The organism is Mesorhizobium sp. B2-4-1 (assembly GCF_006442185.1).
GTDB lineage: Bacteria > Pseudomonadota > Alphaproteobacteria > Rhizobiales > Rhizobiaceae > Mesorhizobium.
The window spans coordinates 17,584-41,721 of record NZ_VFVN01000017.1 but is presented as its reverse complement, the minus strand read 5'-3'; the positions used below and the strand labels follow the sequence as shown (position 1 = coordinate 41,721).

At 63.2% G+C, this 24,138-nt stretch carries 19 protein-coding genes and 1 tRNA gene; 3 read left to right on the top strand and 17 right to left on the bottom strand.

Annotated features, from left to right (window positions below; genetic code table 11):
* Positions 1–13: 13 nt before the first annotated feature.
* Together FJ949_RS28385 and FJ949_RS28380 are read right to left on the bottom strand one after the other, a co-directional pair.
* Entirely contained in the window at positions 14–2,095 is a 2,082-nt protein-coding gene (locus FJ949_RS28385) for an ABC transporter substrate-binding protein (protein ID WP_140501027.1), read from the bottom strand.
* Between the two features lie 110 nt (positions 2,096–2,205).
* Positions 2,206–3,672, bottom strand: a complete 1,467-nt coding sequence (locus tag FJ949_RS28380) for an alpha-glucosidase/alpha-galactosidase (RefSeq protein WP_140501025.1) — start codon at positions 3,670–3,672, stop codon at positions 2,206–2,208.
* A gap of 244 nt (positions 3,673–3,916) precedes the next feature.
* Here FJ949_RS28380 and FJ949_RS28375 point away from each other — a divergent pair, with 244 nt between their 5' ends.
* Complete coding sequence (locus tag FJ949_RS28375) at positions 3,917–4,792, top strand: AraC family transcriptional regulator (protein WP_140501110.1); 876 nt, start codon at positions 3,917–3,919, stop codon at positions 4,790–4,792.
* Positions 4,793–4,829: 37 nt separating this feature from the next.
* On the opposite strand, the gene FJ949_RS28370 is transcribed toward FJ949_RS28375, so the two are convergent.
* The 5 genes from FJ949_RS28370 to FJ949_RS28350 all read right to left on the bottom strand — a co-directional run bounded on the left by FJ949_RS28370 (position 4,830) and on the right by FJ949_RS28350 (position 11,107).
* Positions 4,830–6,857 carry an aldo/keto reductase gene (locus FJ949_RS28370; RefSeq protein ID WP_140501023.1) on the bottom strand — a complete coding sequence of 676 codons (2,028 nt, stop codon included), beginning with the start codon at positions 6,855–6,857 and terminating at the stop codon, positions 4,830–4,832.
* A 36-nt stretch (positions 6,858–6,893) separates the two neighbouring features.
* On the bottom strand, positions 6,894–7,973 hold the full coding sequence (ugpC, locus tag FJ949_RS28365; protein ID WP_140501021.1) for a sn-glycerol-3-phosphate ABC transporter ATP-binding protein UgpC: 1,080 nt from the start codon (positions 7,971–7,973) through the stop codon (positions 6,894–6,896).
* Between the two features lie 8 nt (positions 7,974–7,981).
* Positions 7,982–8,818, bottom strand: a complete 837-nt coding sequence (locus FJ949_RS28360) for a carbohydrate ABC transporter permease (protein ID WP_140501019.1) — start codon at positions 8,816–8,818, stop codon at positions 7,982–7,984.
* On the bottom strand, positions 8,815–9,675 hold the full coding sequence (locus FJ949_RS28355; RefSeq protein WP_140501017.1) for a sugar ABC transporter permease: 861 nt from the start codon (positions 9,673–9,675) through the stop codon (positions 8,815–8,817). The genes FJ949_RS28360 and FJ949_RS28355 overlap by 4 nt, the downstream gene beginning before the upstream one ends.
* Positions 9,676–9,835: 160 nt before the next feature.
* The gene (locus FJ949_RS28350; RefSeq protein WP_140501015.1) at positions 9,836–11,107 is read right to left on the bottom strand and encodes an extracellular solute-binding protein; all 1,272 of its coding nucleotides are present in this window, start codon (positions 11,105–11,107) and stop codon (positions 9,836–9,838) included.
* A gap of 104 nt (positions 11,108–11,211) precedes the next feature.
* Between FJ949_RS28350 and FJ949_RS28345 the strand changes: the two genes are divergently transcribed.
* Positions 11,212–12,084, top strand: a complete 873-nt coding sequence (locus FJ949_RS28345; RefSeq protein ID WP_140501013.1) for a helix-turn-helix domain-containing protein — start codon at positions 11,212–11,214, stop codon at positions 12,082–12,084.
* Between the two features lie 171 nt (positions 12,085–12,255).
* A tRNA-Phe gene (locus FJ949_RS28340) sits at positions 12,256–12,331 on the top strand.
* Positions 12,332–12,511: 180 nt separating this feature from the next.
* Here the strand turns inward: FJ949_RS28340 and FJ949_RS28335 are convergent.
* The 10 genes from FJ949_RS28335 to FJ949_RS28290 form a co-directional block, all read right to left on the bottom strand.
* On the bottom strand, positions 12,512–13,234 hold the full coding sequence (locus FJ949_RS28335) for an AprI/Inh family metalloprotease inhibitor (protein WP_181171817.1): 723 nt from the start codon (positions 13,232–13,234) through the stop codon (positions 12,512–12,514).
* 69 nt (positions 13,235–13,303) lie between these two features.
* The gene (gene csgH, locus FJ949_RS28330; protein ID WP_140501008.1) at positions 13,304–13,681 is read right to left on the bottom strand and encodes a curli-like amyloid fiber formation chaperone CsgH; all 378 of its coding nucleotides are present in this window, start codon (positions 13,679–13,681) and stop codon (positions 13,304–13,306) included.
* A gap of 2 nt (positions 13,682–13,683) precedes the next feature.
* Positions 13,684–14,379, bottom strand: a complete 696-nt coding sequence (locus FJ949_RS28325) for a hypothetical protein (protein WP_140501006.1) — start codon at positions 14,377–14,379, stop codon at positions 13,684–13,686.
* 26 nt (positions 14,380–14,405) lie between these two features.
* Positions 14,406–14,900, bottom strand: coding sequence for a hypothetical protein (locus FJ949_RS28320; RefSeq protein ID WP_181165453.1), 495 nt, complete (start codon positions 14,898–14,900; stop codon positions 14,406–14,408).
* A gap of 267 nt (positions 14,901–15,167) precedes the next feature.
* Positions 15,168–16,277, bottom strand: a complete 1,110-nt coding sequence (locus tag FJ949_RS28315; RefSeq protein ID WP_181173173.1) for a CsgG/HfaB family protein — start codon at positions 16,275–16,277, stop codon at positions 15,168–15,170.
* Positions 16,278–16,420: 143 nt separating this feature from the next.
* Positions 16,421–17,002: a curli assembly protein CsgF gene (locus tag FJ949_RS28310; protein WP_210239494.1), complete on the bottom strand. Its 582-nt coding sequence runs from the start codon at positions 17,000–17,002 to the stop codon at positions 16,421–16,423.
* A gap of 184 nt (positions 17,003–17,186) precedes the next feature.
* Positions 17,187–19,370, bottom strand: coding sequence for a hypothetical protein (locus FJ949_RS28305; RefSeq protein WP_140501000.1), 2,184 nt, complete (start codon positions 19,368–19,370; stop codon positions 17,187–17,189).
* A 75-nt stretch (positions 19,371–19,445) separates the two neighbouring features.
* Positions 19,446–21,611, bottom strand: coding sequence for a hypothetical protein (locus tag FJ949_RS28300; protein ID WP_140500997.1), 2,166 nt, complete (start codon positions 21,609–21,611; stop codon positions 19,446–19,448).
* A gap of 224 nt (positions 21,612–21,835) precedes the next feature.
* Positions 21,836–22,834 carry a TRAP transporter substrate-binding protein gene (locus tag FJ949_RS28295; RefSeq protein ID WP_140500995.1) on the bottom strand — a complete coding sequence of 333 codons (999 nt, stop codon included), beginning with the start codon at positions 22,832–22,834 and terminating at the stop codon, positions 21,836–21,838.
* Between the two features lie 306 nt (positions 22,835–23,140).
* Positions 23,141–24,112, bottom strand: coding sequence for a cupin domain-containing protein (locus FJ949_RS28290; protein ID WP_140500993.1), 972 nt, complete (start codon positions 24,110–24,112; stop codon positions 23,141–23,143).
* Between the last annotated feature and the right edge of the window lie 26 nt (positions 24,113–24,138).

The window sequence follows — 24,138 nt, the reverse complement described above, 5'->3', positions numbered from 1 at the left end:
AGGGGAGGTAAACTTACATCGGGCCCTTGTCTCCAGGCTTGCCGGGCAGCTCTTCCGGGAACAATTCGTATTTCGCCTGCTTGTCGGCCGCCACGAAGACCCGCTCGCGGATGATCGAATCCTCTGCCCAGTTGAACATGTAGATCGGCGTGCCCCTTGGAACGTTGGAGAAGCGTTTGTTGACGATCAGCGCACCGGGATATTCCGTCAGGCCGACATTGTAGACGTGCTCCGTCGAAATCTTCTGGAAGTCTCTCATCAGGGCGGCGCGCTGGTCATTGTCCTCAGAGGTGACAAATTTGTTGACGATGTCGACGAGGTCCTTCTCGAAAGGCATCAGGTCGACCTCGCCGCTTTCAGGTGCGCGGTGATCCCAGCTGGTCTTGGGACCGACGGGAGCGAGTTGCACGGTGTTCTGCACGACGGAGGTCAGCTCCTGGTCGTTGCGCCGGATCAGCCAGTCGAAACGCCCGGAATATTGCGAGGCATCGCGCTGGGTGCCGTTGAGACCGTTGAGCACGATCCGCAGCCCGAGTTTCTCCATCTGCGCGACGACGCCTTCGGCGAGGCTCTTGTCGGTGCCGTAGTCATTGTTGACCAGCATGACGATCTCGACATTCTTGCCGCCGGCCGTGCCGGCCGGGAAATTCACGAAACCATCGCCATCGGTATCCTTGAGGCCGGCCTTGGCAAGTTCCGCCTTGGCGCCCTCGAGGTCGAAGGAATAGTAGACCGTCGACTTGCGGTCATAGAAGCTGGTGCCGGAGGACAAGCCGCCGGGGTAGATGGCGGTGAACGGCCCCTTGACCAGGGAGTTGCCCAGCGCCTTGCGGTCGAGCGCCATGGTAACCGCCTTGCGGAAATCCTCATTGCGGTTCAGCTCGCGAATCGCCTGACCGCGCTCGTCCGGGTTGCCCCAGCCATTAGCGGAAAAATTGAGGCGCAGACTATAGCCGATCAGCCGTGGACCGAACGCCAGGCGTGCAGGCGCATTCGCCTCCGCGGCCCGCTTCAGCGAGGCGACGAAGTTCTCCGGCTGCTCCAGATTGGAGAAATCGCCCGAGCCGGCCACCGCCTGGACATCGCGGTCGGCCCAGGTGGACAGCTTGTAGTGCAACTCGTTGAGGTAGGGCAGCTGATTGCCCTTCTCATCGACCTTCCAATAATAGGGATTGCGGCGCATGACGATGATGTCGTCTGGCCGGTATTCAACCGGCACCCAGGCGCCCATGACCGGCATGTTCATATATTCCGGCGGGAAGGCGTTCTTGAACTGGTCGTAGGTGTTCTTCGAATATTTCGGATGCTGCGGCTTCAATATGTGCGCGGGGCCAGGACAGAAAGTGCCGTAGGCCATCGCGTAGAGATACTGTTTCGGGAAGGCTTCCTTGAAGGTCCACTCGACGGTGTAGTCGTCGACCTTCTTGAGCGTGGTGCCGACGCCGAACGTTTCCTGGATGGCACCATTGAGCGGCGAGACATTGGGATCGACGACCTCGTCGTCCCAGTAGAACATGACGTCGTCTGAGTTGAAGGGCGCGCCGTCGGACCATTTGGCACCCTCGACGAGGTGCATGGTGAGCTTGTGGCCATCCGCCGACCAGTCCCAGCTTTTGGCGAGGTTGGGCAGCGGTTCGGTGTCCTTGGCCTCGACCTGGAACAGCGGCGCGGTGCGCGTCAGGCATTCGGACAGGCCGATATCGATGCCGCCCCATCCCTGCGTCTGACCGGCGCCGTAGTTCCAGCCTTCCGGCCGCCCGCCGATAACGTGGCGCATCGTATCGCCGTAGACGCCGATGCCATCAGGCATGTTGCCCGTCTTGAAAACCAAGGGCTCCTTCGGCAGCCTGTCTTTCACCGGCGGCAGCTTGCCGGCCTTGACGTATTTCTCGGTCACCCAGTCCGGCTCGTGATAGTCGGGCAGCGCCTTGAACTCCAGGATGGAGTCGCGCGGCACATAAGTGATCTTGCCTTCGGCCGGAAACGCCGCCGGTACCGGCGGGACCGTCGGCTCGGAGGCGAAAGCGTTAAGCGCCGGGACGGAGACGCCCAGCGCCAGTCCCGCGACCATGCCAATGCTGCGTAGGTTCCTCATTGTCTCCTCCCTCGTGTTCGGACGTTTTGTTTTGCTGCTGCTCGTCTTCTGCCCGGACGGCGACCGCGGCGGACCTGTCTCCCGCAGGCCCGTCGCCGCCACCTGGGTTTTCAGCCGGCCTGCTTCAGCGCGGCCTTTTCGGCGCGCAACTCCTCGATCGAGCGGACGCTGCGCCAAGCGGCGCCCGCCCATTCGCGGGTCTTGACCCTGGATTTCGACAACCTCTCTTTTGCCGCCGGAACGGCGTGCGCATATTGCGGCAGCCAGGCGGCTTCAGCGACGACCATTTCGTCGACCATCTGCCAGACCTCCTCCGGTGTCGATACCGCACCAACCAGCGGGTCATGCAGCACGGCAAGCTTGAGCAGGTCGATGTCGCCGGATATGGCGGCATGCACCGACATGCGCTGGACATTGATCGAGGATATGCAGGTCGCGGCACATGCTTCCGGCAAGGTGATGCCGGCCGCCATGTTGATGCCGAAGCGGTCGACGAAGCCGGGCGATTCGACGATGGCGTCCTGCGGCAAATTGGTGATGACACCGTCATTCTTGACGTTGAAGTGGCCGCGATAGACGCGGTTGGTCTCCAGCGCCTCCAAGATGTGGCTGGCATGCTCGTTGGAGCGTTTTGACGGATCGATCGGCTTCGACGCCGCTTCGAGGAATTGCGGATATTCCGTCTCGAACCAGTTGCGGGTCTCGGTGGAATAACGGAGATAGCCGCCCGTCTCGCCATGGATCCAGTCGGACATGTCGATCCAGCGGGTGATCTCGTCCGGACGCTTGCGGTACCAGGGAAGATACTCGGACAGGTGGCCGTTGCTTTCGGTCGAATAAACGCCGAAGCGCTTCAACACGTCTATGCGCAGTTTCTCCTGCCTGGAATAGACCGGATGCGCCTCGAAGGCGGCGACCAGCTCGTCCTTGCCGATTTCGCGACCGTTCAGGCGCAACTCGATGAACCAGGTCTGGTGGTTTATGCCGGAACAGACATAGTCGAGCTCCCGAGGCGACTTCGCGCCCAGCACCTCGGCGATCTGCTCGGCGCCGTGCTGGACGCCGTGGCACAGCCCGACCGTGTCGACCTTGCCGTACTCGATCGCCGCCCAGGTGTTCATCGCCATCGGGTTGGCATAGTTGAGGAATTTCGCATCGGTCTCGGCGACCTCGCGTATATCCTTGCAGAAATCGAGGATCACCGGGATGTTGCGCTGGCCATAGAGGATGCCGCCGGCGCAGATCGTGTCGCCGACGCATTGGTCGATGCCGTATTTCAAGGGGATCCTGATATCGTCGGCATAGGCTTCGAGGCCACCGACCCGCACACAGCTGATGACATAACGAGCGCCCTCGAGCGCCTCGCGGCGGTCTGTCGTCGCCGTCACCTTGGTCGGCAATTTGTTGGCCTCGACGATCCGGTCGAGGATCGCCTTGATCATCTGGAGATTGTGCTCGCTGACATCGGTCAGCGCGAATTCGATACCCTTGAATTCCGGCACGCACAGTATGTCGGTGAACAGTTTCTTGGTGAAGCCGACGCTGCCGGCGCCGATAATAGCGATTTTGAAACTCATCACCTTCACCTCGATCCGATCGGATGCTAGGCAAGGAGCAGCAAGGGAGGATATGGCCACACGCCAAGGCGCGCGTGCCAATCGAGCCGAATTCCGGCTTTTCTCCTCCCGCCCGCTCCTCGACCGCGGGTTCTTCACGTTCTTCGGGGATGGATTATGCGCTTATTCGCGAGCGCGGCCAGAGAAGGATTATGCTTTCAAGGGTAATTTTGTGCTGCGGGATCTGATCGCCAACGGACAGTCGATGCGCACGATCTCGCTGCCGCGCGGTCGCCAGCGCCTGCATGCCATGCCGACGAGCACCGGCTACGAAGTGCGCGAAGGCGAGATCTATGATTGGGACGGGCGCAAGCGCGGCCAGACGCCATTCACCGTGCTCCAGCACACGATCAACGGAAGCGGCCGGCTTCGCTATGAGAACCGCGACTATCGCCTGCAGCAGAACGACACGCTGCTGGTGCTGGTGCCGCACAACCACCGCTACTGGCTGGCCAAGGACGAGCGCTGGGAATATTTCTGGATCTCGATGAATGGCGAGGAGGCGCTGCGCATCCACAAATCGATCCTCGACGTCTCGGGTCCGGTGTTCCGGCTGCAGCCGGAGACGATCGATCATCTCGCCGATTGCAGCCTGCGTCTCATCAACGGGGCCGCTGCGCCGGGGGCGGCTTCAGCGATCGCCTATGAGGCGGCGATGGCGCTCTACGACGATGTCTTCGGCTCGCACGCCTTTGCGGAGAAGCAGAGCGCCATGCAGCCGGTCATCGACCACATCAACGCCAATCTCGACAGGCCGCTGCCGGTAGCGGACCTCGTCCAGATCAGCGGCCTCAGCCGGGCGCACTTCTCGCGCTGCTTCGCCGAGAGCGAAGGCATCCCGCCCGCGGAGTTCGTACTGCAGCAGCGGCTGCAACGCGCCGCCAAGCTTTTGACCAAGGCTGACTTCCTGCCCGTGAAGGAAGTCGCCATCCTGTGCGGCTTCGAGGACGCGAACTATTTCTCGAAGGTCTTCCGCCGCTGTTACGGCATTAGCCCGGGCCAGTTCCGCACCACCGGCATGTATGCCAGCATGAGGGTTCCGGCCAGGCGCGACATCAGGGTGTCCGACGACGAGACCTGACCCCGTCGCCGTCCAGCGCAGCCTTGCATGACATGCACTACGCCGCTTGCCGGCTGCCGCCGTCCAGCCATTGGAGATCGGCAGGTGAAAGCGCGATGTCGAGGGCGCGCAAGCTGTCGTCCAGTTCGCCCAGCGTGCGCGGGCCGATCAACGGCACCGATGGGAAAGGCTGGTTGAGCACATAGGCGAGCGCAATATGGATCGGGCTCTTGCCCAGCCGCGCGGCAAGTTCGATCGCCCGGTCGCGGCGGCCGAAATTGCGCTCCGAGTACCAGACCCGCACCAGTTCTTCATTGTCGCGCCGGTCGCGCCCGGCGCGTTCGGTGAAGAAGCCGCGCCCTTGGCTCGACCAGGCGAAATTCGGCATCTGCCGGGCGGTCAGCCAGGCCTTCCAGTCATCGGTGGAGGAGGTCACGCAACCGGCCCAGATCGGCTCCAGCATTTCAGCCAGCGAGAAGTTGTTGGAGAGCGCGCCGGGCTTTTGCTTGCCGGTGCGCTCGGCATAGGCGATCGCCTCGTCCATGCGCTGCATCGTCCAGTTCGAGCCGCCGAACGGGCCACGGATGCGGCCTGCCTTGACCTCGCGGTCCATCGCATCGACGAATTCTCCGACGGGCACGTCCGGATTGTCGCGATGCATGAAATAGATATCGACATGGTCGGTCTGCAGGCGGTCGAGCGACTGGTCGAGCTGCTTGCCGATCACGTCGGGATAGCAGAGCGGGGAATGCGCACCCTTGGCGATGACCACCGATTGCTCGCGCACGCCACGGTTCTTCAGCCATAGCCCAAGCAGCGTCTCGGTGTAGCCGCCGCCATAGACATAGCCGGTGTCGAACAGATTGCCACCAGCCTCGAAGAAGGCATCGAGCAGGATCGAACCCGAGGAGAAAGTGCGGAAATCCTCGAAACCGAGCGCCACGATCGAGGCCGGCTTCGACAGGCCCGGAATGGCGCGTTTGGCGATCGCCGTGCCGCCGGATCGCAAGGGCCGGTCGGCGATGGTGTTGGTGCGTCGCGAGGCCTTTTCGATCTCGTACTCCAACCCCACAGCCGCGCGCCATCTGTCGAGCACGCGCAAGGTGCCGAGGCTGTCGGCCCAGGCCATGCCCGGCCAGGCGAACTCCTGCCGGCCGGCAAGGATGGCGTCCCCGGCGGCGTCGACTTCGAAGGAATAGACGTGACGCTTTTCGTTCACGCTGATGGTTTCGCGCACGCCGTCCGCGCCGATCACATCGATCCGGCCGAGGCCGACATCGCGGTCGCCGCCGGCGAACCAGAAATCCGGCACTTCGATGCGGCCCCTGGTGCCGAAAATCCTGAGCACATTGTCCTGGTTGAGGGAGATGCTGCAGGAGACCTCGGCGACGATGCCGCCCGGGAAATGCAGCAGCGCGGAGGCCCATTCGTCGACGCCGGACTGGCCAAGATGGGCAACGCCGGTCACCTTGTCCGGCTCGAGGAACGGCTTGCCGGCCGCGGCGCCGGCAATCAGCCGCGCCATCGAGACGGGATAGCCGCCGACGTCCAGGATGCCGCCGCCGGCGAGGTCGTTGGCATAAAGCCGGTGCTGCGGCATGAAATCAGGCATGGCAAAACCGAAGCTCGACTTGATCATCCTGATCTCGCCGATGACGCCGGATTTGATCAGTTCCACCAGCTTCAGCGTCTGCGGGTGCAGCCGGTACATGAAGGCCTCGCCGAGAAAGGTGCCGGCCTTGCGCGCCGCATGCATCATGGCGTCGGCCTCGAAGGCGGTCAGCGCCAGCGGCTTTTCGCACAGCACATGCTTTCCCGCGTCCGCCGCCCGGATCGCCCATTGCGCGTGGCCCGGGTGCGGGACCGAAATGTAGATCGCGTCGATTTCCGCGTCAGTGAGCAATGCTTCGTAGCCCTCGAGAATGCGCGCGCCGGGAAAGCTCTGCGCCAAACTCGGCTTGCCCGGATCGCGCGCACCGATGGCGACCAGCTTTCCGTTGCGGGAGCCGGCGACGCCGCCGGCGAAGGCCTTGGCGATGCTGCCCGGGCCGAGAATGCCCCAGCGGATGGGCGTGGTTGCAGTCATTGTCATTCTCCTTGCGGGATGGGAAAGGGCAGCCGATCAGCGCAGCCGCAGCCCTTTTTCGTCGAACAGGTAGGATTTGCGGATGGATACGATGATCTCTGATGTCTCGGGGACCTTGGCCGCGTCGCGCTGGATCACCACGTCCTCGCCATTGGCCGTTCTGGCGTAGAGAAAGCTCGTACCGCCCAGGTGCTCGACCACATCGATGGTGACGGCAAGATCGGCGTCGCCTTCTCCGGCGCTGCCAAAATGTTCGGGTCGCACGCCAACGATGACCTTGCTGCCGATTGCGGATGCGGCGCCCTTCAACGGCTGCGTGATGCGGGTCTTCTCCTGGCCAGCGAGTTCCACCACGACGCCGCGCGCATCGCAGCCGACGACGCGGCCCTTGATGAAATTCATCTTCGGCGAGCCGACGAAACCGGCCACGAACTGATTGTCGGGATTGTCATAAAGATCGAGCGGGCGGCCGATCTGCTCGACATGGCCGCCGCGCAGCACGACGATCCGGTCGGCGAGCGTCATCGCCTCGGTCTGGTCGTGCGTGACATAGATCATGGTGGTGCCGAGCTCCTTGTGCAGGCGCGAGATCTCGACCCGCATCTGGACGCGCAGTTCGGCGTCGAGGTTGGACAGCGGCTCGTCGAACAGGAACACCTGCGGCTCGCGCACGATGGCGCGGCCGATGGCAACGCGCTGGCGCTGGCCGCCGGAGAGTTTCTTCGGACGGCGCTCCATCAATTCGCTGATGCGCAGGATCTCGGCCGCCCGTTTCACCCTGCGGTCGGTGTCGGCCTTCGGATTGCCGGTCATACGCAGGCCGAAGGAGAGATTCTGCTCCACGTTCATATGCGGATAGAGCGCGTAGGACTGGAACACCATGGCGATGCCGCGGTCGGCCGGCTCGACATCGTTGACCACCTTGCCGCCGATGGCGATCTCGCCATCGCTGATATCCTCCAGCCCGGCGATCATCCTGAGCAGCGTGGACTTGCCGCAGCCAGACGGGCCGACGAAGACGACGAACTCGCCATCCCTGATGTCGATGTTGGCGCCATGGACGACCTCGAAAACGCCGAAGCGCTTGACGACATTCGTGAGCGTGACGGTTGCCATGCCTACCCTTACTTGACCGCGCCGGCGGCGATGCCGGCAATGAAATGGCGTTGCAGCAGCACGAACACGATCAGCATCGGCACCGTCAGCATTACCGCGCCCGCCATGATGCCGCCCCACGACACTTTGGTGAGGCCGATCAGCGTGCCGAGCGCCACCGGTGCGGTCATCGCGCCGGGCTGGCTGTTGATCAAAAGCGGCCAGAGATAATTGTTCCAGGACGCCAGGAACAGGATGATGCAAAGGGCGGCCAGCATCGGCCGCGCCAGCGGCAGCGCGATGAAGACGAAGATGCGCCACTCCTTCACGCCTTCGACGCGGGCGGCATCGAACAGGTCATCGGGCATCATGGAAAAGCTCTGGCGCATGAACAGCACGCCCAGCGAATTGAACAGCGGCGGCACGATCAGCGCCACCCAGGTATTGGCGAGCTTGAAATCGCGCGCCACCATGATGAATTGCGGGATCAGCACCACCGCATAGGGAAGCGTGATGGTGCCCAGGATGATGGCGACGACCAAGCCCTTGCCGACGAACCGGTAACGCGCCAGCGCCCAGCCGGCCATCGACGTCAGCAGCACCGACAGAAAAGTGTAGGTGACCGCCACCGAGACGGAGATGAAAATCGCGCCGACAAAGTCGGTGTCGCGCTGCAGGTTGTTGAAATTCTCCACGAAATTGCCGTGCGGCAGCAACTCGATGCCGGGGCTGAAGATGCCGTTGTCCGGCATGGTCGAGAACACGACCATCATCCATAGCGGAAACAGCCAGATCAGCGCCAGTGGCGTGAGGAAAAGATGCAGCAAGAGGCTGCGCTTCAGCCTGGCCGAGGCGAGCGAGCTCATTTCGGTTCCCTCGTCAGCCACAGTTGCACCAGCGTGATGGCGATCGCCAGCCCCGCCATGGTGTAGGCGACGGCCGAGGCGTAGCCGAAATTGAGCGACCGGAAGCCCTGGCGATAGAGCAGCAGGCCGAGCGTCTCGGTGCCGCCGCCCGGTCCGCCGCGTTCGGTGATCAGGAACGGCTCGGTGAACAGCTGCATGGTGCCGATGATCGACAGCACGGTGCAGAACACGATGACCGGCTTCAACAGCGGCAAGGTGATGAAGAAGAACTGCTTGAGCTTGCTGACCCGGTCGAGCGTCGCCGCCTCGTAGACGTCCTCGGGGATGGACTGCATGCCGGCCAGAAGGATGATGGCGTTGTAGCCGGCCCAGCGCCAGGTGACCGCGATCATGATCAGCGCCATGGCCGGCGTGACATTGGAGAACCAGTCGATCTTGGGCAGCCCAACGCTGTTCAGGAGCTTGTTGATGATGCCGAAATCGAGGTTGAACATCAGCCGGAACACCGCGGAATAGGCGACCTCGCCGACCACCACGGGAGCGAAGAAGGCGAAGCGGTAAAGTCCTCTCGCCTTCAGGAGCGGCGAATTCAAAAGCACGGCCATCACCATCGCCAGCGCGATCATCACCGGCACCTGGATGACGAGGATGAGCAGCGTGTTCTTCAAGGCATTGAAGAAGGCCGGATCGCCGATCAGCCGGCCCCAGTTGAAGCCGGGCGCAAAGCGCCAGGGCACGGTGCGCGTCGCCTGGAACGAGATCAGGAACGAAGAGATGATCGGCCATACCCAGAAGACGGAGAAGATCAGCAAATAGGGCGCGAGGAAACGATAGGCCGTGGCGTTGCGGTTGCGCATCGTGCTCCTCCTTCTCTCGTCGGCGTTTCAAGCTGTGGTCCCGCGCGCAGCGGCAACCGGTTGGTCGGGACATGCGACATTTCACACGTCCCGCGAGGAAGCCCCGCGGGCCGCGGTCGGGTCCGGGCGGCGCATGCCTGCCCGGACCCCGTCTGGGAGGTTATGACTTGACCGGCAGTCCGGTCGCCGCCGCGATCTGGCCGGCGGCATCGTCGAGTGCCGCCTTGGCATCGGGATAGCCGCCGGCGAGATATTTGGTCTGCACCGCGCGCATGATGATTTCGGCATCGCTCTGGAACTGCGTGCCGCGGCTGGGGACGATCTTGGGCAGAGTGGCGAGGATGTCCTTCCACACCGCCTGGCCGCCCCAATAGGGCAGGCCTTCAGACACGTAGGGGTCGTTCAGCGCCGACACCAGCGAGGGAACGAGGCCGAACTCCTTCAGCATGGTGATCTGGCCCTCATTGGTTTCGAGCGTGTATTTCAGGTACTCGTAAGCCGCTTCCTTGTTCTTCGACCCGGAAGTGATGGCCAGCGACGACCCGCCGAGATTGGCGGCGCGTGGCCCGTCGGCGGTAAGGCTCGGCATCAGGTAGACGCCCCATTTGCCGTTTTCGCCGGCCGATTCGGTGCGGATTGTGCCTTCATACCAACCGCCATAGACCTGGGTGGCGACGGTGCCGGCGGTGTTGTTGGTGATCTTTGTGCCCCAGTCGGCCGACGAGATGACGCCGGCGTCCTTCATCTCCTTGATCTTGGCCAGCGTATCGATGCATTTCGGCTGGTTCACCGTGATCGACTGGCCATCCTCGGAGAAATAGCCGCAGCCCTGTTCATTGGAGATCATGCGGAAGAATTCGGTGTCGCCGTTGAAGTCGGCGTTGGTCATGGTGACGCCGGGATTGGCGGCCTGGATCTTCTTGCCGGCGGCAATGAAATCGTCCCAGGTCTTGATCGACGCCGGATCGACGCCGGCCTTTTCGTAGAAGTCGCGGCGGTAGAAGGCGGCGACAGGGCCGGAATCCCACGGCATTGCATAGGCCTTGTCGCCGACTTCGAGCTCGGTGCGCTTGAAATCGGGGAATTTCGCCTGGTCCTCGGCGCTGTAGCCCAGCGTGTGCAGGTCGACAAAGCAATCGGGAAACTGGCTCCAGTAATTCTCGGCCTCGCCGTTCTCGATGGTGACGACGTCAGGCAGGCCGACGCCGCCGGCGGCACATCCGGCGATCGACTTGTCATAGGTCGGCTGGTTGCCGAGATCCTGGACGGTGACCTTGATGTCAGGATGCAGCTTGTTGAAGCCGGCAATCGTCGCCTTCAGCGACGAGGCGGCGATGTTCCAGCTCCAGATGGTGATTTCGCCCGATTGCGCGAAGGCCGGGGCTGAACCCAAGGCAAGCGCGAGCGCGGCGCAGGACAGTGTGATGCGCATTGAAATCCTCCCATTTCATTTGCTCTCTCTGCGAGCCGGGCTAGACTATGCGGCGCGGAAGGCTTGTCCCCGACAAAGGGAATACGAAATTGGCGGAAAGTAAGATGCCGGACCGGCCGTTTTACCAGCCTGGCGCCAGCAGCGTGGAAGGAATGCCGCTGCTGTTGCAGATGTTCCACACCGCTCCCCTGGTGATGCTCAAGCCGCATTGGCATGCGCAGGTCGAGGTGAACTTCATCGTGCGCGGCAGCGTGCATTACCGCATGAACGACCACGAAATCTCGCTTTCGGCCGGTGAGATGTGTCTGTTCTGGGGCGGACTGCCGCACCAGATGGACGATTTGAGCGACGACGCCATCTATGCCGGCGCGCATCTGCCGCTGGTGCATTTCTTCCGGCTGCATCTGCCGGCTGACATACGTCACCGGCTGATGACGGGTGCCACGCTGGTGACCAGCGCCACGGATCAGTCCGACAACGATAATTTCGACCGCTGGAACCGCTACGCCCGCTCCGGCGACCCGGCCAGGGCGGAGCACGCCGTCAACGAACTGTTGCTGCGGCTGGAGCGGGTACGGTTCGAGCCCTACAGGCTGGTGCCGGAAAACGCGGCCGGACAGGAAGCGGGCAGCCCGTTCGACCAGCAGTCGTCGCGCAATGTCGGGCGCATGTGCGATTTCATCGCCGAGAATTTCCTCTACGACATCGATTGCATGAACATAGCGGCGGCCGCCGACCTCCATCCCAAATACGCCATGAGCATCTTCAAGAAATCGACCGGCATGACGCTCAACGAATATGTCAACCTGTTGCGGCTGAGCTATGCGCAGGCGCTGCTCATGCACCAGGACGCCAATGTGCTCAGGGTCGCGATGGATTCGGGCTTCGGTTCGCTCAGCGCCTTCAACAAGTCGTTCCGGAAGCTCGCCGGCATGACACCTACGGATTTTCGCAAGGGATTGGCGGGCGCCAGATAGCGGCGGCGTGACGCGGAAACCAGCGCATCGGGCGGCACTTCTTTTCCTGCCGGAAATCCACATCTGGGCGCTGGACAGGCCGGATTCCCATGCTATAACCCACGCGCTTTCAAGGGACGCCCACGGCGCTTCCATGAAATCCGGAGCGCGAGTTTTCGTTAGCCGGAACAGGCCCAGATAGCTCAGTTGGTAGAGCAGCGGACTGAAAATCCGCGTGTCGGTGGTTCGAATCCGCCTCTGGGCACCATTTCCCCCTAAGCCGCTGATTTTCCTGAAGCGTTATTTTCCAAGGGTTTGACCCACCTCGACTGTCATACACGCTGTGATACAGTCGAGGAATGGACGACATGCGCAAGATACCAAACACAATCATCCGAAATGGCATCTACTATGTTCACGTCCGCGTGCCGAAAGACCTCATAGAGAGTTAGCCGCCCTGCTTGGGGCAAGAGTTGTCGAAGGTGACGATGGCCCAGCGGTTCTGGCGCAAGGCCAACTTGCGCATCCATCCGGTCCTCTCCCCGAACTTGGCGCGGCACCAGGCGCCGTCGGTCGCCGTCATGCACAGTTCGGTCGTGACGCAGGTTTGCGACGGAACCACGCCGACCACCTCAGCGTCGTCGCGCGCCTCGGCGCGGACGTTCAGGTTAACCAGGACCTGGACGCTGGCGCCTTCCGGCGCGGGAGGCGCGGCCTGTGCCGCATCCGCGCACTTGCTGGTGAAGCCCGAATAGAAGCAGCCCCCGGCCCGCTTGGCAGTCTTGAGCATGGCCGCCGTTCCGGCAACACCGACCTTCTCGAAGATCAGGGGAGCGCCCGATACGCTGGTGCCGCTGATCCGCCGCTGGTTGCCGCCAAGACGGGCGATCACCGCTCCGGCCGCATCGAACAGGGCCATCTGACCCTCGCTCACGCCCCAGGAACTGACCAGAGCGGCATCGCCGCGGCAGCCCAGCCCCTTAATGGCGAAGCGGCCGTTCGCATCGGCTGTCGACCCCAGCGCCATGTGGCAAGTTGAGGGAAGGTTGGAATAGCGCGCATCGACGAGCTGCCAGGTGCCGCTGAATGCCTGAACGAACTGGTCCACGGACTGCGCCCGTACCACCGTGGCCGGGAACGACATGCCCGCCACGGCCAGAACGACGGTCAAAAATCTCGCAACCTTCATGATGCCCTCTCCGCTGCGCAAAAGTCGAAAATTAGGGAGCTAGCGACTTCCTCAGGGCTCGCCCGCCGAAACCTCGGCCTGGCCGACGACCCTGCCGTCCTGCCGGAGAACAACCCTGATGGAGATGTGGTCGCCCTTGGCGAGAGACAGCGCAGTCCTGGCTATGTCCTGGGATTGGCCGGCGGAGAGCCTCAGTGTGCGGTTCTGGCGCGTGGTCATCGTGCCCGAGCCGCCCGTCCGGTCGATCTCAACCGAGCCCTCGATCTCCACAACGCCAAGGCCGACGGCCGATGCAGTGATCTGGACCCCGGCGCCCGTGGGCACAATGGCGATGGAGGGGACCGCGACGGCGCCTCCGTGCTGCGCCACCGCGCCGCCTGCACCGCAGGCGGCGGCAAGACCCACGACGAGTGCAGCCGCGCCGCGCATCGCTAGAAACCGGTCTGGGTGATCGAAACTGTTCCCGGCGCCGTCGAGAACACCTGCATGCCTGTCACGCCGACCGGGCTAAGATTGTTGCCGTTCTGCGTGATGGTCACGGCGGTGTTGGCCGCCACGGACGTGGAGAAGGTGTTGCCGTTGCCGTTCTGAACTATCTCGCCGCTGCCACCAGAACCCACGGTGAGTGAGTTGGCATTGCCGCTGCCGTTCTGCACGATCAGACCGGTTGCGCCACCGCCTACGGTCAGCGATGCATCGTTGCCATCGCCGAGCTGCAGGACGGCGCCAAGGGAATCGGCTCCAAATGCGCTCAACTGAGCCGAATTGCCCAACGTCCCGCCAGCCGAATTGTCCTGGAGAAGAAACAACTGACCACCATCGCCTTCGATGGTCAGCGTTGCGGTGTTGCCCTGGCCTGTCTGAAGCGCGGACGGCGCAGTCGCCTGGTCCATCCGGTACAGGTCGCCGACAGCAAGCGTGCCGCCGAGCGCGTTATCCATCATCTGCTGCGTCGGGCCGGCGACAAGCGAACCGGTGGCGCGCGACTGGTCTGACGACAGGACGTTTCCCTCGAGCGCGCCAGGAGGGCTGGTCTGGATGATCTTCAGGACGTTATTGTCGCCAGCAAAGGCCGGAGAGGAACATAAGACGAGAGCGCTCGCCAGAACAGCCGTAGATTTGCGCATGATGCGAACAAGCTCCCTGTGTTGCGTCACCAGGATGTCTGCGAGACGCTGACCGTATTGCCGTTTCCGGACTGTGAAAATCCCACGACGTTATTTCTTCCGGATTGGGTGACGGCTGCCTGATTTGCCATGCCCGAGATCGAGGCTGTAAGCCGGTCGCCGCTGCCCTCCTGCGCGAAAGCGAAGAGATTGTAGCTGCCGGTTACGCTGGCGATGATGTGGTCGTCGAATCCGCTCTGTGTGATCGAACCGGGCGTGAGGCCAGCCGAGAGGATCGCTCCGATGAAGGACGGGCCAAGCGGGCCGCCGTTGAAATCGCTCTCGATGTTGACGTCGATCACGTTCGCCGCGCCGAGACCGTGGTGGGCCTGAAGAACGGACACCGCATTGAGGCTGCCGCTCACGCCGAGCATGAGCGAATTGGACAACCCGTGCTGGGCCAGGATAACCAGTTCGTTGCCGGCCTGGGCAGGCGCCGACGCCAAGACGACGCCCGCAACAAAGACAGAATGCAGATTCATTGTTACAGTCCCCTCGTAATGTGGGGAGATCATCGCAAGTGCTGCCTAATATCCGGGCCTCGGGATCGATCAAAGTTGAAGCAACGTCGCTTTCTCCGGTCCGACCGAAGACAAGGTCATTGCTGGAGCACGACGGCGCTCTGCCAGAACCAGCCTGAGGCGCCACGCCACCGAACTGGTTGCTGTCGCCGTGCACCGACGCCAGGAGGGTAAGCGCCGCGCCGCCCTTTGCGTTGGAGAACGGATTGAGAGGGTCCATGAGCATCGTCAACGCACCGGCGCTATCGAGGCCACATAGTCACGTTGCCGGGCCGCCTTCGGAGTCGCGGCAGGGTTTGGCGCCGTCGCCGCGCCGGCGACCGCAGACGAAGCCTCGGGAACGGCCACGCCCGGCTCAAGCGAGCCGACGGTTTCGTCCGGCGCTGCGGGAGGCGGAGCCACGGGAACGGGCGCGCCCGGCGGCGGAGCCGCCAGGGCCGGAGTCGTGCGTCGCGGCGCAGCCGCCGCGCGCGGCCATGCGGCTGTCGTCTCGACGACGTCCGCGGCGTTGCGTGTCTTGGGCGGCGGCACGATTTCAGCGGCCGCGGTCAGCTTGGTGCCATACTTCTCGTTGCGGTAGTCGGCTATCAGCTCGCGTCCTGCATCCCGGTCCTCGAACGACCAGACACCGAGTTCGGCGCCCTCGATGATCATACCCATCACCGCCTTCTCGATGGCCTGCTGCACGGCGATCTGCTTGGGCTCGTTCTGGGTGACGCCCGCCTCAGCCTCGAGGATCTTGTCCAGGGCGACATAGCGGAATGCACCGCCCTGCAGCGCGTAGGAGGCGATCATCTTGTGAACCGCCACGCTGGACAGCACCTCTCCCGTGTTCGTCGAAACGGCCCGCAATGTGACGGTCACAGTGTCCTGCTGCCACTTCACATCGCCGCCGATGCCCAGGTAGCGCGCGCCGATGCCGCCCGTCATGGTGTTGGTGTCGTAACCGGTGATTCCGCCCTGGAGGATGATGCCCGCGTGATCGAGCGGCGGCAGGACCCGCGCGTCGATACGCTGCTCGTTGCGGTAGAGCCGCCGCATCTCGGTGACGATCTGCCGTTCCTTGAGCAGGTCGTCAAGGCGGGCACGGTCGAGCACAGTGAACCAGCGCTTCTCGCCAGCATCCTGCAAGGCCTTGATCAGCATGGGCGCACCGCCCTGGGTGACAGCCCGCGACAGGGTCTGGACGTTCTCGCGTTCCTTGTACTGGCCGGTGAGATCGGGGAAATCGTAGACGGCGACGGTAATTCGCTTCGAGGGGGCCGGGATGGTGCGCAGGCTGTGGCTCTGCTTCGTCACAGGCGTATAAACAGGCTGCAGAACGCCTTCGGTCGGCACCGCTTGGCATCCGCCAAGCACTGACACGAGTGCGCCTACGACGGCGACCCTTGCGATCTTTGTCCCAAAGCGCCGGCTTTTCGGCATGTCGCCCTCCCGTGAGGCCGCTGCCCGCACTCGCACTGATCCATCCCGCATCGAAATCAATTGAGCCCCGGGCTGAGCGACGTGCTCGACGTCAGGTCGCCGCTCAGGGCGCCGGTGTTCAATCCGCCGGACAGAGCGTTGCCCGACTCCAGGCCACCAGCGCCCTGCATGAGGGAATTCACGGTGTTGTTTGTCGCGACCAGCAGGGGCACCACGATCTCGGTGACGCCGGTCGGGTCAGTGATGATCAGCCGGATCGAATCGACGGTCCGCTCGAAGGTGACGGTCGTCTCACCGAAACGGACCGTACCCGAGTCCTGGGGATTGTCACCGAAGATCGCCTCGGTAACCTGACTCGCGAGCCCCGAAAGCAGGCGGCTCTGGAGCTGGCGGATGAAGAGGTCCGCGTCGGTGGAGCCCGGATCGCTCGGATCCGTCGAATCCGTGCCCGGGCCTGGCGTGCGGGCCGTGGCCGTACGCTGGGCGTTGGCGAGGCCGAGCAGGTGAGACGAATTCAGCGGGCTGCCGCCGAAGGAGGGGTTGACCGGAGTGTAAACCATATCCTGAGCGACCGAACCGCCCGCGGCAGCCAGAACAACGCCAGCGGTCAGAAGCGCCGCACAAGCAGTCTTCATCATCTCATCTCCCCCAACACCTTGCGAATGAAAACCGCCATAACGGCGTTTCTTGCAAACACTTCCAGGCACCGTTTCCGCCACCCTGCCGCTTTTCCCCAACGTACATGGCAGGATCGCTATTTGCGCCTGCGCCCGCCCTCACTGCGCTTTTTACGGAACGTGCTGACGGGGCCGCCCGGCGACCCTACTGCGAGACGCCAATGCTGTTTGAGCTGCCGATCTGGCTGAACGATGCATAGTTGCTGTTCCCCGCCTGGACGATCGCGACCTCGTTGCCGGTTCCCATGGTCGACCCGTCGATCGTGTTGCCGCCGCCGATCTGGGCGAAGGCGAACTGGTGCAGATTACCGACGACGTCATAGGTCAGGCTATTGCCCGACAGCGCCGAGGACGAGTCCTGAAGCGCCCTGCCCGCCACGAGTTGACCGCCAGACGTGCTGACCAGCAATCCCGCGGCGCCGGTCAGGCTGCCACTGCCGTTTGAGTCCCCCTGGAAGGTCATGCTGACCGTATTGAAGTTGCCGATCTGGTCGATCGCTACATCGTTCTGGTCGCCGAAGATGTCGACAGAGCCGGTATTCACGTCTCCTGTCTGACTCAGCGTGACCTCGTTGGCATTGCCGGTCGCCAGCGCCACCGCGTCGTTGAAGGTGCCGTCCTGATCGACGTCGAACTGGTTGCCGTCCCCGTAGATCTCGATGAGCGCGCTGTTGATGGCGCCGTCCTGGGCGAGCGTTGCGCCGTTGAGGTTTCCGGTGACGACCATCCCGCCCGTATTGCTGCCCTCCTGGTCGACCGCCACGTCGTTCTGGTCGCCCTGGATGTCGACTGTCGCTTCGTTGGAGCCGGCCGCGCCGAGTTGATCGACGACAAGGTTGTTGCTGTTTCCATCGACGCGGATCCCGGCTTCATTACCGAAGGAGGAGATGGCTTCCTGGTCGAGCGAAACGACGTTGAGGTTTCCGGTGACGAACACCTCGCCCGTATTGCTGCCGTCCTGGTCCACCGCCACGGCGTTCTCGTCGCCGAGAATGTCGACGGTCCCGTAGTTGCTGCCGATCACGCCCAGCTGGTCGAGCGAAATCGTGTTGGCGTTCCCGTCGACGTCGATCTCGCCGACATTGCCGAACGAAGCGAGGCTGTCCTGGTTCAGGACCACCGCATTGTCGTCGCTGCTGCCGGCGGTCCGGGATCCGATCAGGACCTCGCCGAGATTGGCGATTCCGATCTGGCTCAGTGTAAGTTCGTTGGAGTTGCCGTTCGCAAACGCCAGCGCCTCGTTTGCCTCGCCAATCTGGGCAATGCCGAACTGGTTGCTGTCTCCGCGGATCTCGAGTTCGGCGCTGTTGACGTCGCCTTCCTGCGATACCGCGACCTGATTGGCATTTCCGTCCACAGTGCCGACGATCCGGTTACCCAGCCCGTCCTGGACGAAGCCGAACAGGTTGCCGTCGCCGGTCGCGACATAGCTCAGGTCGTTGCCTTCCCCGGTCTGGCGAATGCGCGACTGGGAGATCCCCACGCCCAGCGCCACCCCGGTGAAGACGCCGGACGTCACCCCGTTGCCGGCACCCGAGAAGGTCAGCCTCGCGGTGTTGTCCAGGGTGCCGGTGTTGGTCTGGCTCAGCTCGCGAATCTGGTTGCCATTGCCGCCGCCCTGGGTCACCGACGCGACGTTCGTGCCGCCGCTCGAGGCGCTGTTGATCTGCGTCGCCGTGTAGACGAGCTGGGAATTGCCAGTCTGGTTGACGGTCAGCTGGTTGCCGAAGCCGGTCTGGTGCGCGCCACTGCCGTCATTGCGCGGGCCGCTGCTGGTGTTGCCCACGCGCGAAGACTGGCCGGTCTGGGTGATGGTGACGTCGTTGGAACCGTCCGCGGCGCCGCCGGTGAAGGTCTGCCGCAAGTTGGAGACGCGTGCCGACCAGCCGCCGTTCTGGGTGATCGTTGCGTTGTTGGAAGAGGTCGTCGCAGACGTGCCGCCATTCTGCTGCACCTCGAAGACGGCCTGGTTGGCACCCGTCTGATCGATTCGCAGATAGTTGGAGTTTCCGATCTGGTCGATGCCAAGACCCGCCTGGTCGCCCGGCGCTCCTGCCCGGTTGATCTGGTTGCGCGGCGGGCTGTTCACGTTCGAGTCATGCGTCTGGTTGATGATCAGCTCGTTGTCGGTGCCGTCCTGCCGGATTCGCTGCGTCGTGTGTCCGGCTCTGTTGCCGACGGCTGAACCGTTCGACTGGCCCTGGACGATGGAGGCCGAGTTACCGTCGCCGATCTGGTCGATATAGGCCTCGTTCTCGCTGCCTGCGAGTGCCGCCCCCATCAAAAGTCCGACCGCCGTGGTGGTCGCAAGTGTCAGCTTGAGTGTCATCGTGTAACTCCTGTCACGCGGTTGAATGTTGCTCGAAGACGTCGGCCGGGCGGCTTCCCGCCCGGCCGATAGCGCTTACTGCGAGACGGAGAGGTTGTTCGAGCCGCCACCGTTCTGGGTGAACGACGTCACGTTGTTCGACCCGTTCTGCAACACGGCGACCTGGTTTCCATCGGATGCGCCGGCGTTGCCGACGAGGCCGGTGATGGAGTTGCCGCCACCGATCTGAGCAAAGGCGAACTGGTTCAGATTGCCGATGACCTCATAGGTCAGGCTGTTCCCCGTCAGGGCCGAGGACGAGTCCTGAAGGGCCCTGCCCGCCATGAGGAGGCCGCCAGAGCTGCCGGCCAGAGCTCCCGCAGCGCCAGTCAAGCCGTTCGCGCCGTTCGTGTCACCCTGGAAGGTGATGAGGGCCGTGTTGAAGCTGCCAACCTGGCTGATCAGCGCTTCGTTGCCATTGCCGGCCGCCAGGCCCAGCGCATCGTTCAACGTGCCGGACTGGACCACCGCCAGCTCGTTGCTGTCTCCGAGGATCTCGATCTGCCCGTTGTTGGAGTCGCCGGTCTGGTCGAGCGATGCGGTGTTGAGGTTTCCGACCACCGACACCAAGCCCTCGTTCCTGCCGACCTGGTCGACCGCGACGTGGTTCGTGTCGCCGAAGACGTCGGCGAGCACGTTGTTGCCGTAATCGAGACTGGTCACGCCGAGCTGGTCGACGGAAATCGTGTTGGTGTTTCCATCGACGAGAATCTCGGCTTGATTGCCGAACGAGGCGCCGCTGTCCTGGTTCAGAGCCACGACATTGTCGTCGCTGCCGCCGTTCCGGTCGCCGACCAGGATCTGGCCGATATTGGTGCCTCCCGTCTGGCTCATCGTGACGTCGTTGGCGTTGCCGGTCGCCCGCGCCGTCGCCTCGTTGTAATCGCCGGACTGGTCAACGTCGAACTCGTTGTCGTCCCCGATGATCTCGAGCAGCGCGCTGTTGACGGCGCCGTCCTGGTCCAGCGTTGCGTCGTTGGCGTTTCCGACGACGTACACGTCGCTCTGATTGCTGCCGTTCTGGTCGACAGCCAGGTCGTTGTCGTCGCCCTGGACGTCGACGGCCGCCTCATTGTAGCCGATCGCGCCGAGCTGATCGACCGACACCGTATTGCCGTTTCCGTCGACCAGGATCTCGGCGTCATTGCCGAACGAGGAGCCGGTGTCCTGGTTCAGGACCACCAGGTTCTCGTCGCTGGCGCCGTCCCGGTCTCCGATCGCGATCCGACCGATATTCGCGTCGCCCGTCTGGCCCACCGCGAACTCGTTGGCGTTGCCGGTCGCCCGAGCCACCGCGTCGTTCCCCGAGCCGGACTGGTCGATGCCGAACTGGTTGCCGTCACCGAGAATGTCGAGCAGCAGGCTGTTGCCGTTGCCTTCCTGCTTGATCAGGCCCTGCGTCACCGAGGACGAGGTGGTGACGAAGGTGCCGAAGCCGGTCGTGCCGTTCGAGTTGCCGACCTGCGACGCGTCCGCGGTGTTGCCATCGCCGACCTGCGATCCGTCGATCGCGTTGCCGTCGCCGTCCTGGCTCATGGCCGTCGCATTGCCCTGACCGTCCTGGACCGAGGCGCCGATGCGGTTGCCTGCCCCGGTCTGACTCAGGTTGGCGTCGTTGCCGCCGCCGGTCTGCGTGACTCCGCCGCTGACGGAGTCAGCGTTGCCGGTGCCGATGATGTTGCCGCCGGCGCCTTCGCTGGTCTGGGTGATCGCCACAGTGTTGGCAGCACCCGAGACATGCGTCTGTGCGATGCCGGTGACGGTGGAGAGCCCATCCACCGGCTCGCCCGAAGCGGTCTGCTGGGTGACGGTCGCGCTGTTGAGCGTCCCCGAGCCGCTTGCGCTGCCCTGGTTGATCTGGTTGACGCGGTTGCCGTCGGAAAGCTGGTCGATGACCAGCACATTGCCGTCGCCGGTCTGGTCGAGGCCGGTGCCGCGGGTACCCACCTGGTTGCGGTTGCCGGCCTGCCCGACGTCGAGGCTGTTGCCCGAGCCGTTCTGGCTGGCCGCGTCGGTCGCGGTGCCGACTTCGTTCTCGTCGCCGGGACCCTGCACCACCATGCCGGTGTTGCCGCCGCCCGTCTGCGAGACGTTAGCGAAGTTGTCGTCGGCCCAGGCCGGCGCAGACACCAGCGCCATCGCCGTCGCGGCCAGAAGTGTCGAAGCGAAACGTTTGGATGAGAGTAGTGCGGTCTTCTTCATTTTGGTTATCCCCAACTAGAGGTTTGAGAGATATCGATGCCGGTCGCGCCCGGATGCCGGAAGCCGGATTGGAGCGCGGGGACACCGTCAATTTGTTGAACCTTGGCGTCTGCAACGTGTCCTAAGCCGCGCACACTGCTTGCGGCTTCAAACTGAATAGACGCACCATGCTTCTGCAAATGGACGCCGGAGCAGGCGAACCTGGCTCCGGCGTCATAAGACCTCTACGGCTTGGCAACTGCCGCCATAGCGGCGCGCGCCTGCTCGACCAGATCGACGCCGATCTTTTCGCTGTACTCTTTCACGACAGGCGCAACGCGTTCGGTCATGGCTGCGAGCGCTTCAGGCGTGGGTTGGGAAATCTCGAAGCCCTTCGCCGCGAGCTCCGCCTCCAATTTCCCTGCCTCCTTGCGAGAAAGATCCCGTTGGAAGGCTGCCGATTCCTTCGCAGCTTCCATGACGGCTGCCTTGTCCTCCTCGGAGAGGCTGCCAAACCATTTCTGGCTCGCGAGAAGAACAAACGGCGTATAGACATGGCCCGTCTTGGTCAGATACTTCTGCACCTCATAGAACCTTGCGGTGTAGATAAGAGCGTACGGCGTCTCCTGGGCATCGACGGCGCCATTTTCGAGCGCGCTGTACAGCTCAGGCCAAGGAAGCGGCGTCGGATTGGTTCCCAAAGCCGTCCAGGTCGCAATGAACAACGGGTTGGGTATGACGCGGATGTTGATCCCTGCCATATCGTCCACCGTTTTGACGGGACGAACCTTGTTGGTCATGTGGCGGAAGCCGTTGTCCCACCACGCCAGACCGACGATGCCGGTCTTTTCCTTCAGTTGTGCAAACAGCTGCTCGCCGACCGCGCCGTCCATGACGGCATCGACCGCGGCGAAGTCCTTGTAGAAAAACGGAAGATCGTAGATCATGAATTGCGGAACGACGCCGACCAGGTTGGGCGTGGGGCCAACCATGATATCGATGAAGCCGGCCTGAACCGACGCCTGCATCTCGGGCTCGCTGCCGAGCACGCCATTTCCGAACGTGTCGATCTTGATGCGCCCGCCCGTCTTCTCTTCCACCAGCTTCGCAAAATAGCGCGAAGCCTGTCCGACCGGATGGTCTTCCGTAGGCACGTAGCCCAGGCGCGGGTTCTGAGCCATGGCCGGAGCGGCGGCCAAGATCCCTCCCAGCAGCGCCGCAGTCAGAAACAATACTTTCTTCATAGTTCAACCTCCCAAGAATTGGTTCAAAGGAACCAGAATGCAGGAACTGCAACCACTAAGGAACAGGACCGGCGGTACGAGAATGGCCTATTCGGCCAAGACTAACGATATGGCGTCCCTGGCTGCTGAAGCGGACGGTACGCCGCTTCTGCTACGGCGCCGACGAGCCTCCGACGGGCGGTGTGATCAATTCTACGGCCACGATGAACGCGCCCCCGCGAATACACCCCGGCCGATGCTCCCCCGCGCCAAAGTCAGGTCAGACCAACGGCCCGCCCTCACGATGAGGACGGGCCACCGGCAACATCAATCAAGCCATCCCTTGCCCGAGATCGGGGGCATCGGTGGGTTGGGCTGGCTGGCAGTCGGCGGCCAGTTATGCGTACCGGTCGGGAAGGGATTGATGGCAATCCGCGTGTCACTCCCCGGACAATAGTTCGCCGCCGAGTGCCACCGGCCGGCCGGGACATAGACAATGTCGCCGGCCTCCGAGACGAAGCCCGGCAGGCCTTCGAGGTTGTATTGGATCTGACCTTCCATGATGAACCAGAATTCACCATAGTTGATGTGCCTGTGTCCGAGCGCCGTGGGGGACTGCATATTGCAGTTGAACGCCTGGCCGCGGATGGCGTTAACGAACAAGCCAGGGGCGGTTACGAATGCGCCGCCCGAGGGCGAAGCAAGGAAATCCCTGAAAGTAGAATTGCCCGTCCCAAGGGCTTCTGCACCCGGATCCTGTCGCGTCAACGCCCAGGTCATCCCCGGCTGCGGCTTAGGCAAGGTTGCCGCCGCCTGCGGGTAAGTGATCTTGGCGTCCGCGGTGAAGACCTCGAAGTGCAAGGACGGCACCGCGCCGACGTTCTTCATCTGGAACTGCGTACGCGCGGGAACCTGGACCATAAAGCCTTTGGTGGCCGTAAACGGCGCCTCGCTCCCGATCGTGAACTCGACCGAACCTTCCCAGACAATGAAGGCCGCGCGGGTATCCGATATGAACATGGCCGGCGACTGATCACCGACCGCCAACTGAACCCATGAAGCCCGCAGGTGCGCGTCGCTGACGATCTCCTGGTGCCAAGTCTTGGACTGATTGGCGGGAGAAATCTTGGCGCGCACGTCGGCTATCGTCGTGTGTGGCTTGTTCGGGGCCTTGTATGGTGCCAGCGCCACCGGCTTTGGCGTCCAGGTGAACACCGTCTGTGCGAGCGCCGCGGTGGACGATACCGCCCCGATCGCCAGCGCGGCCACCACGGCCAATCCGCCTTTCCATAGGTTCATGAGAGTCACTCCTCCGTTTTCTGCTT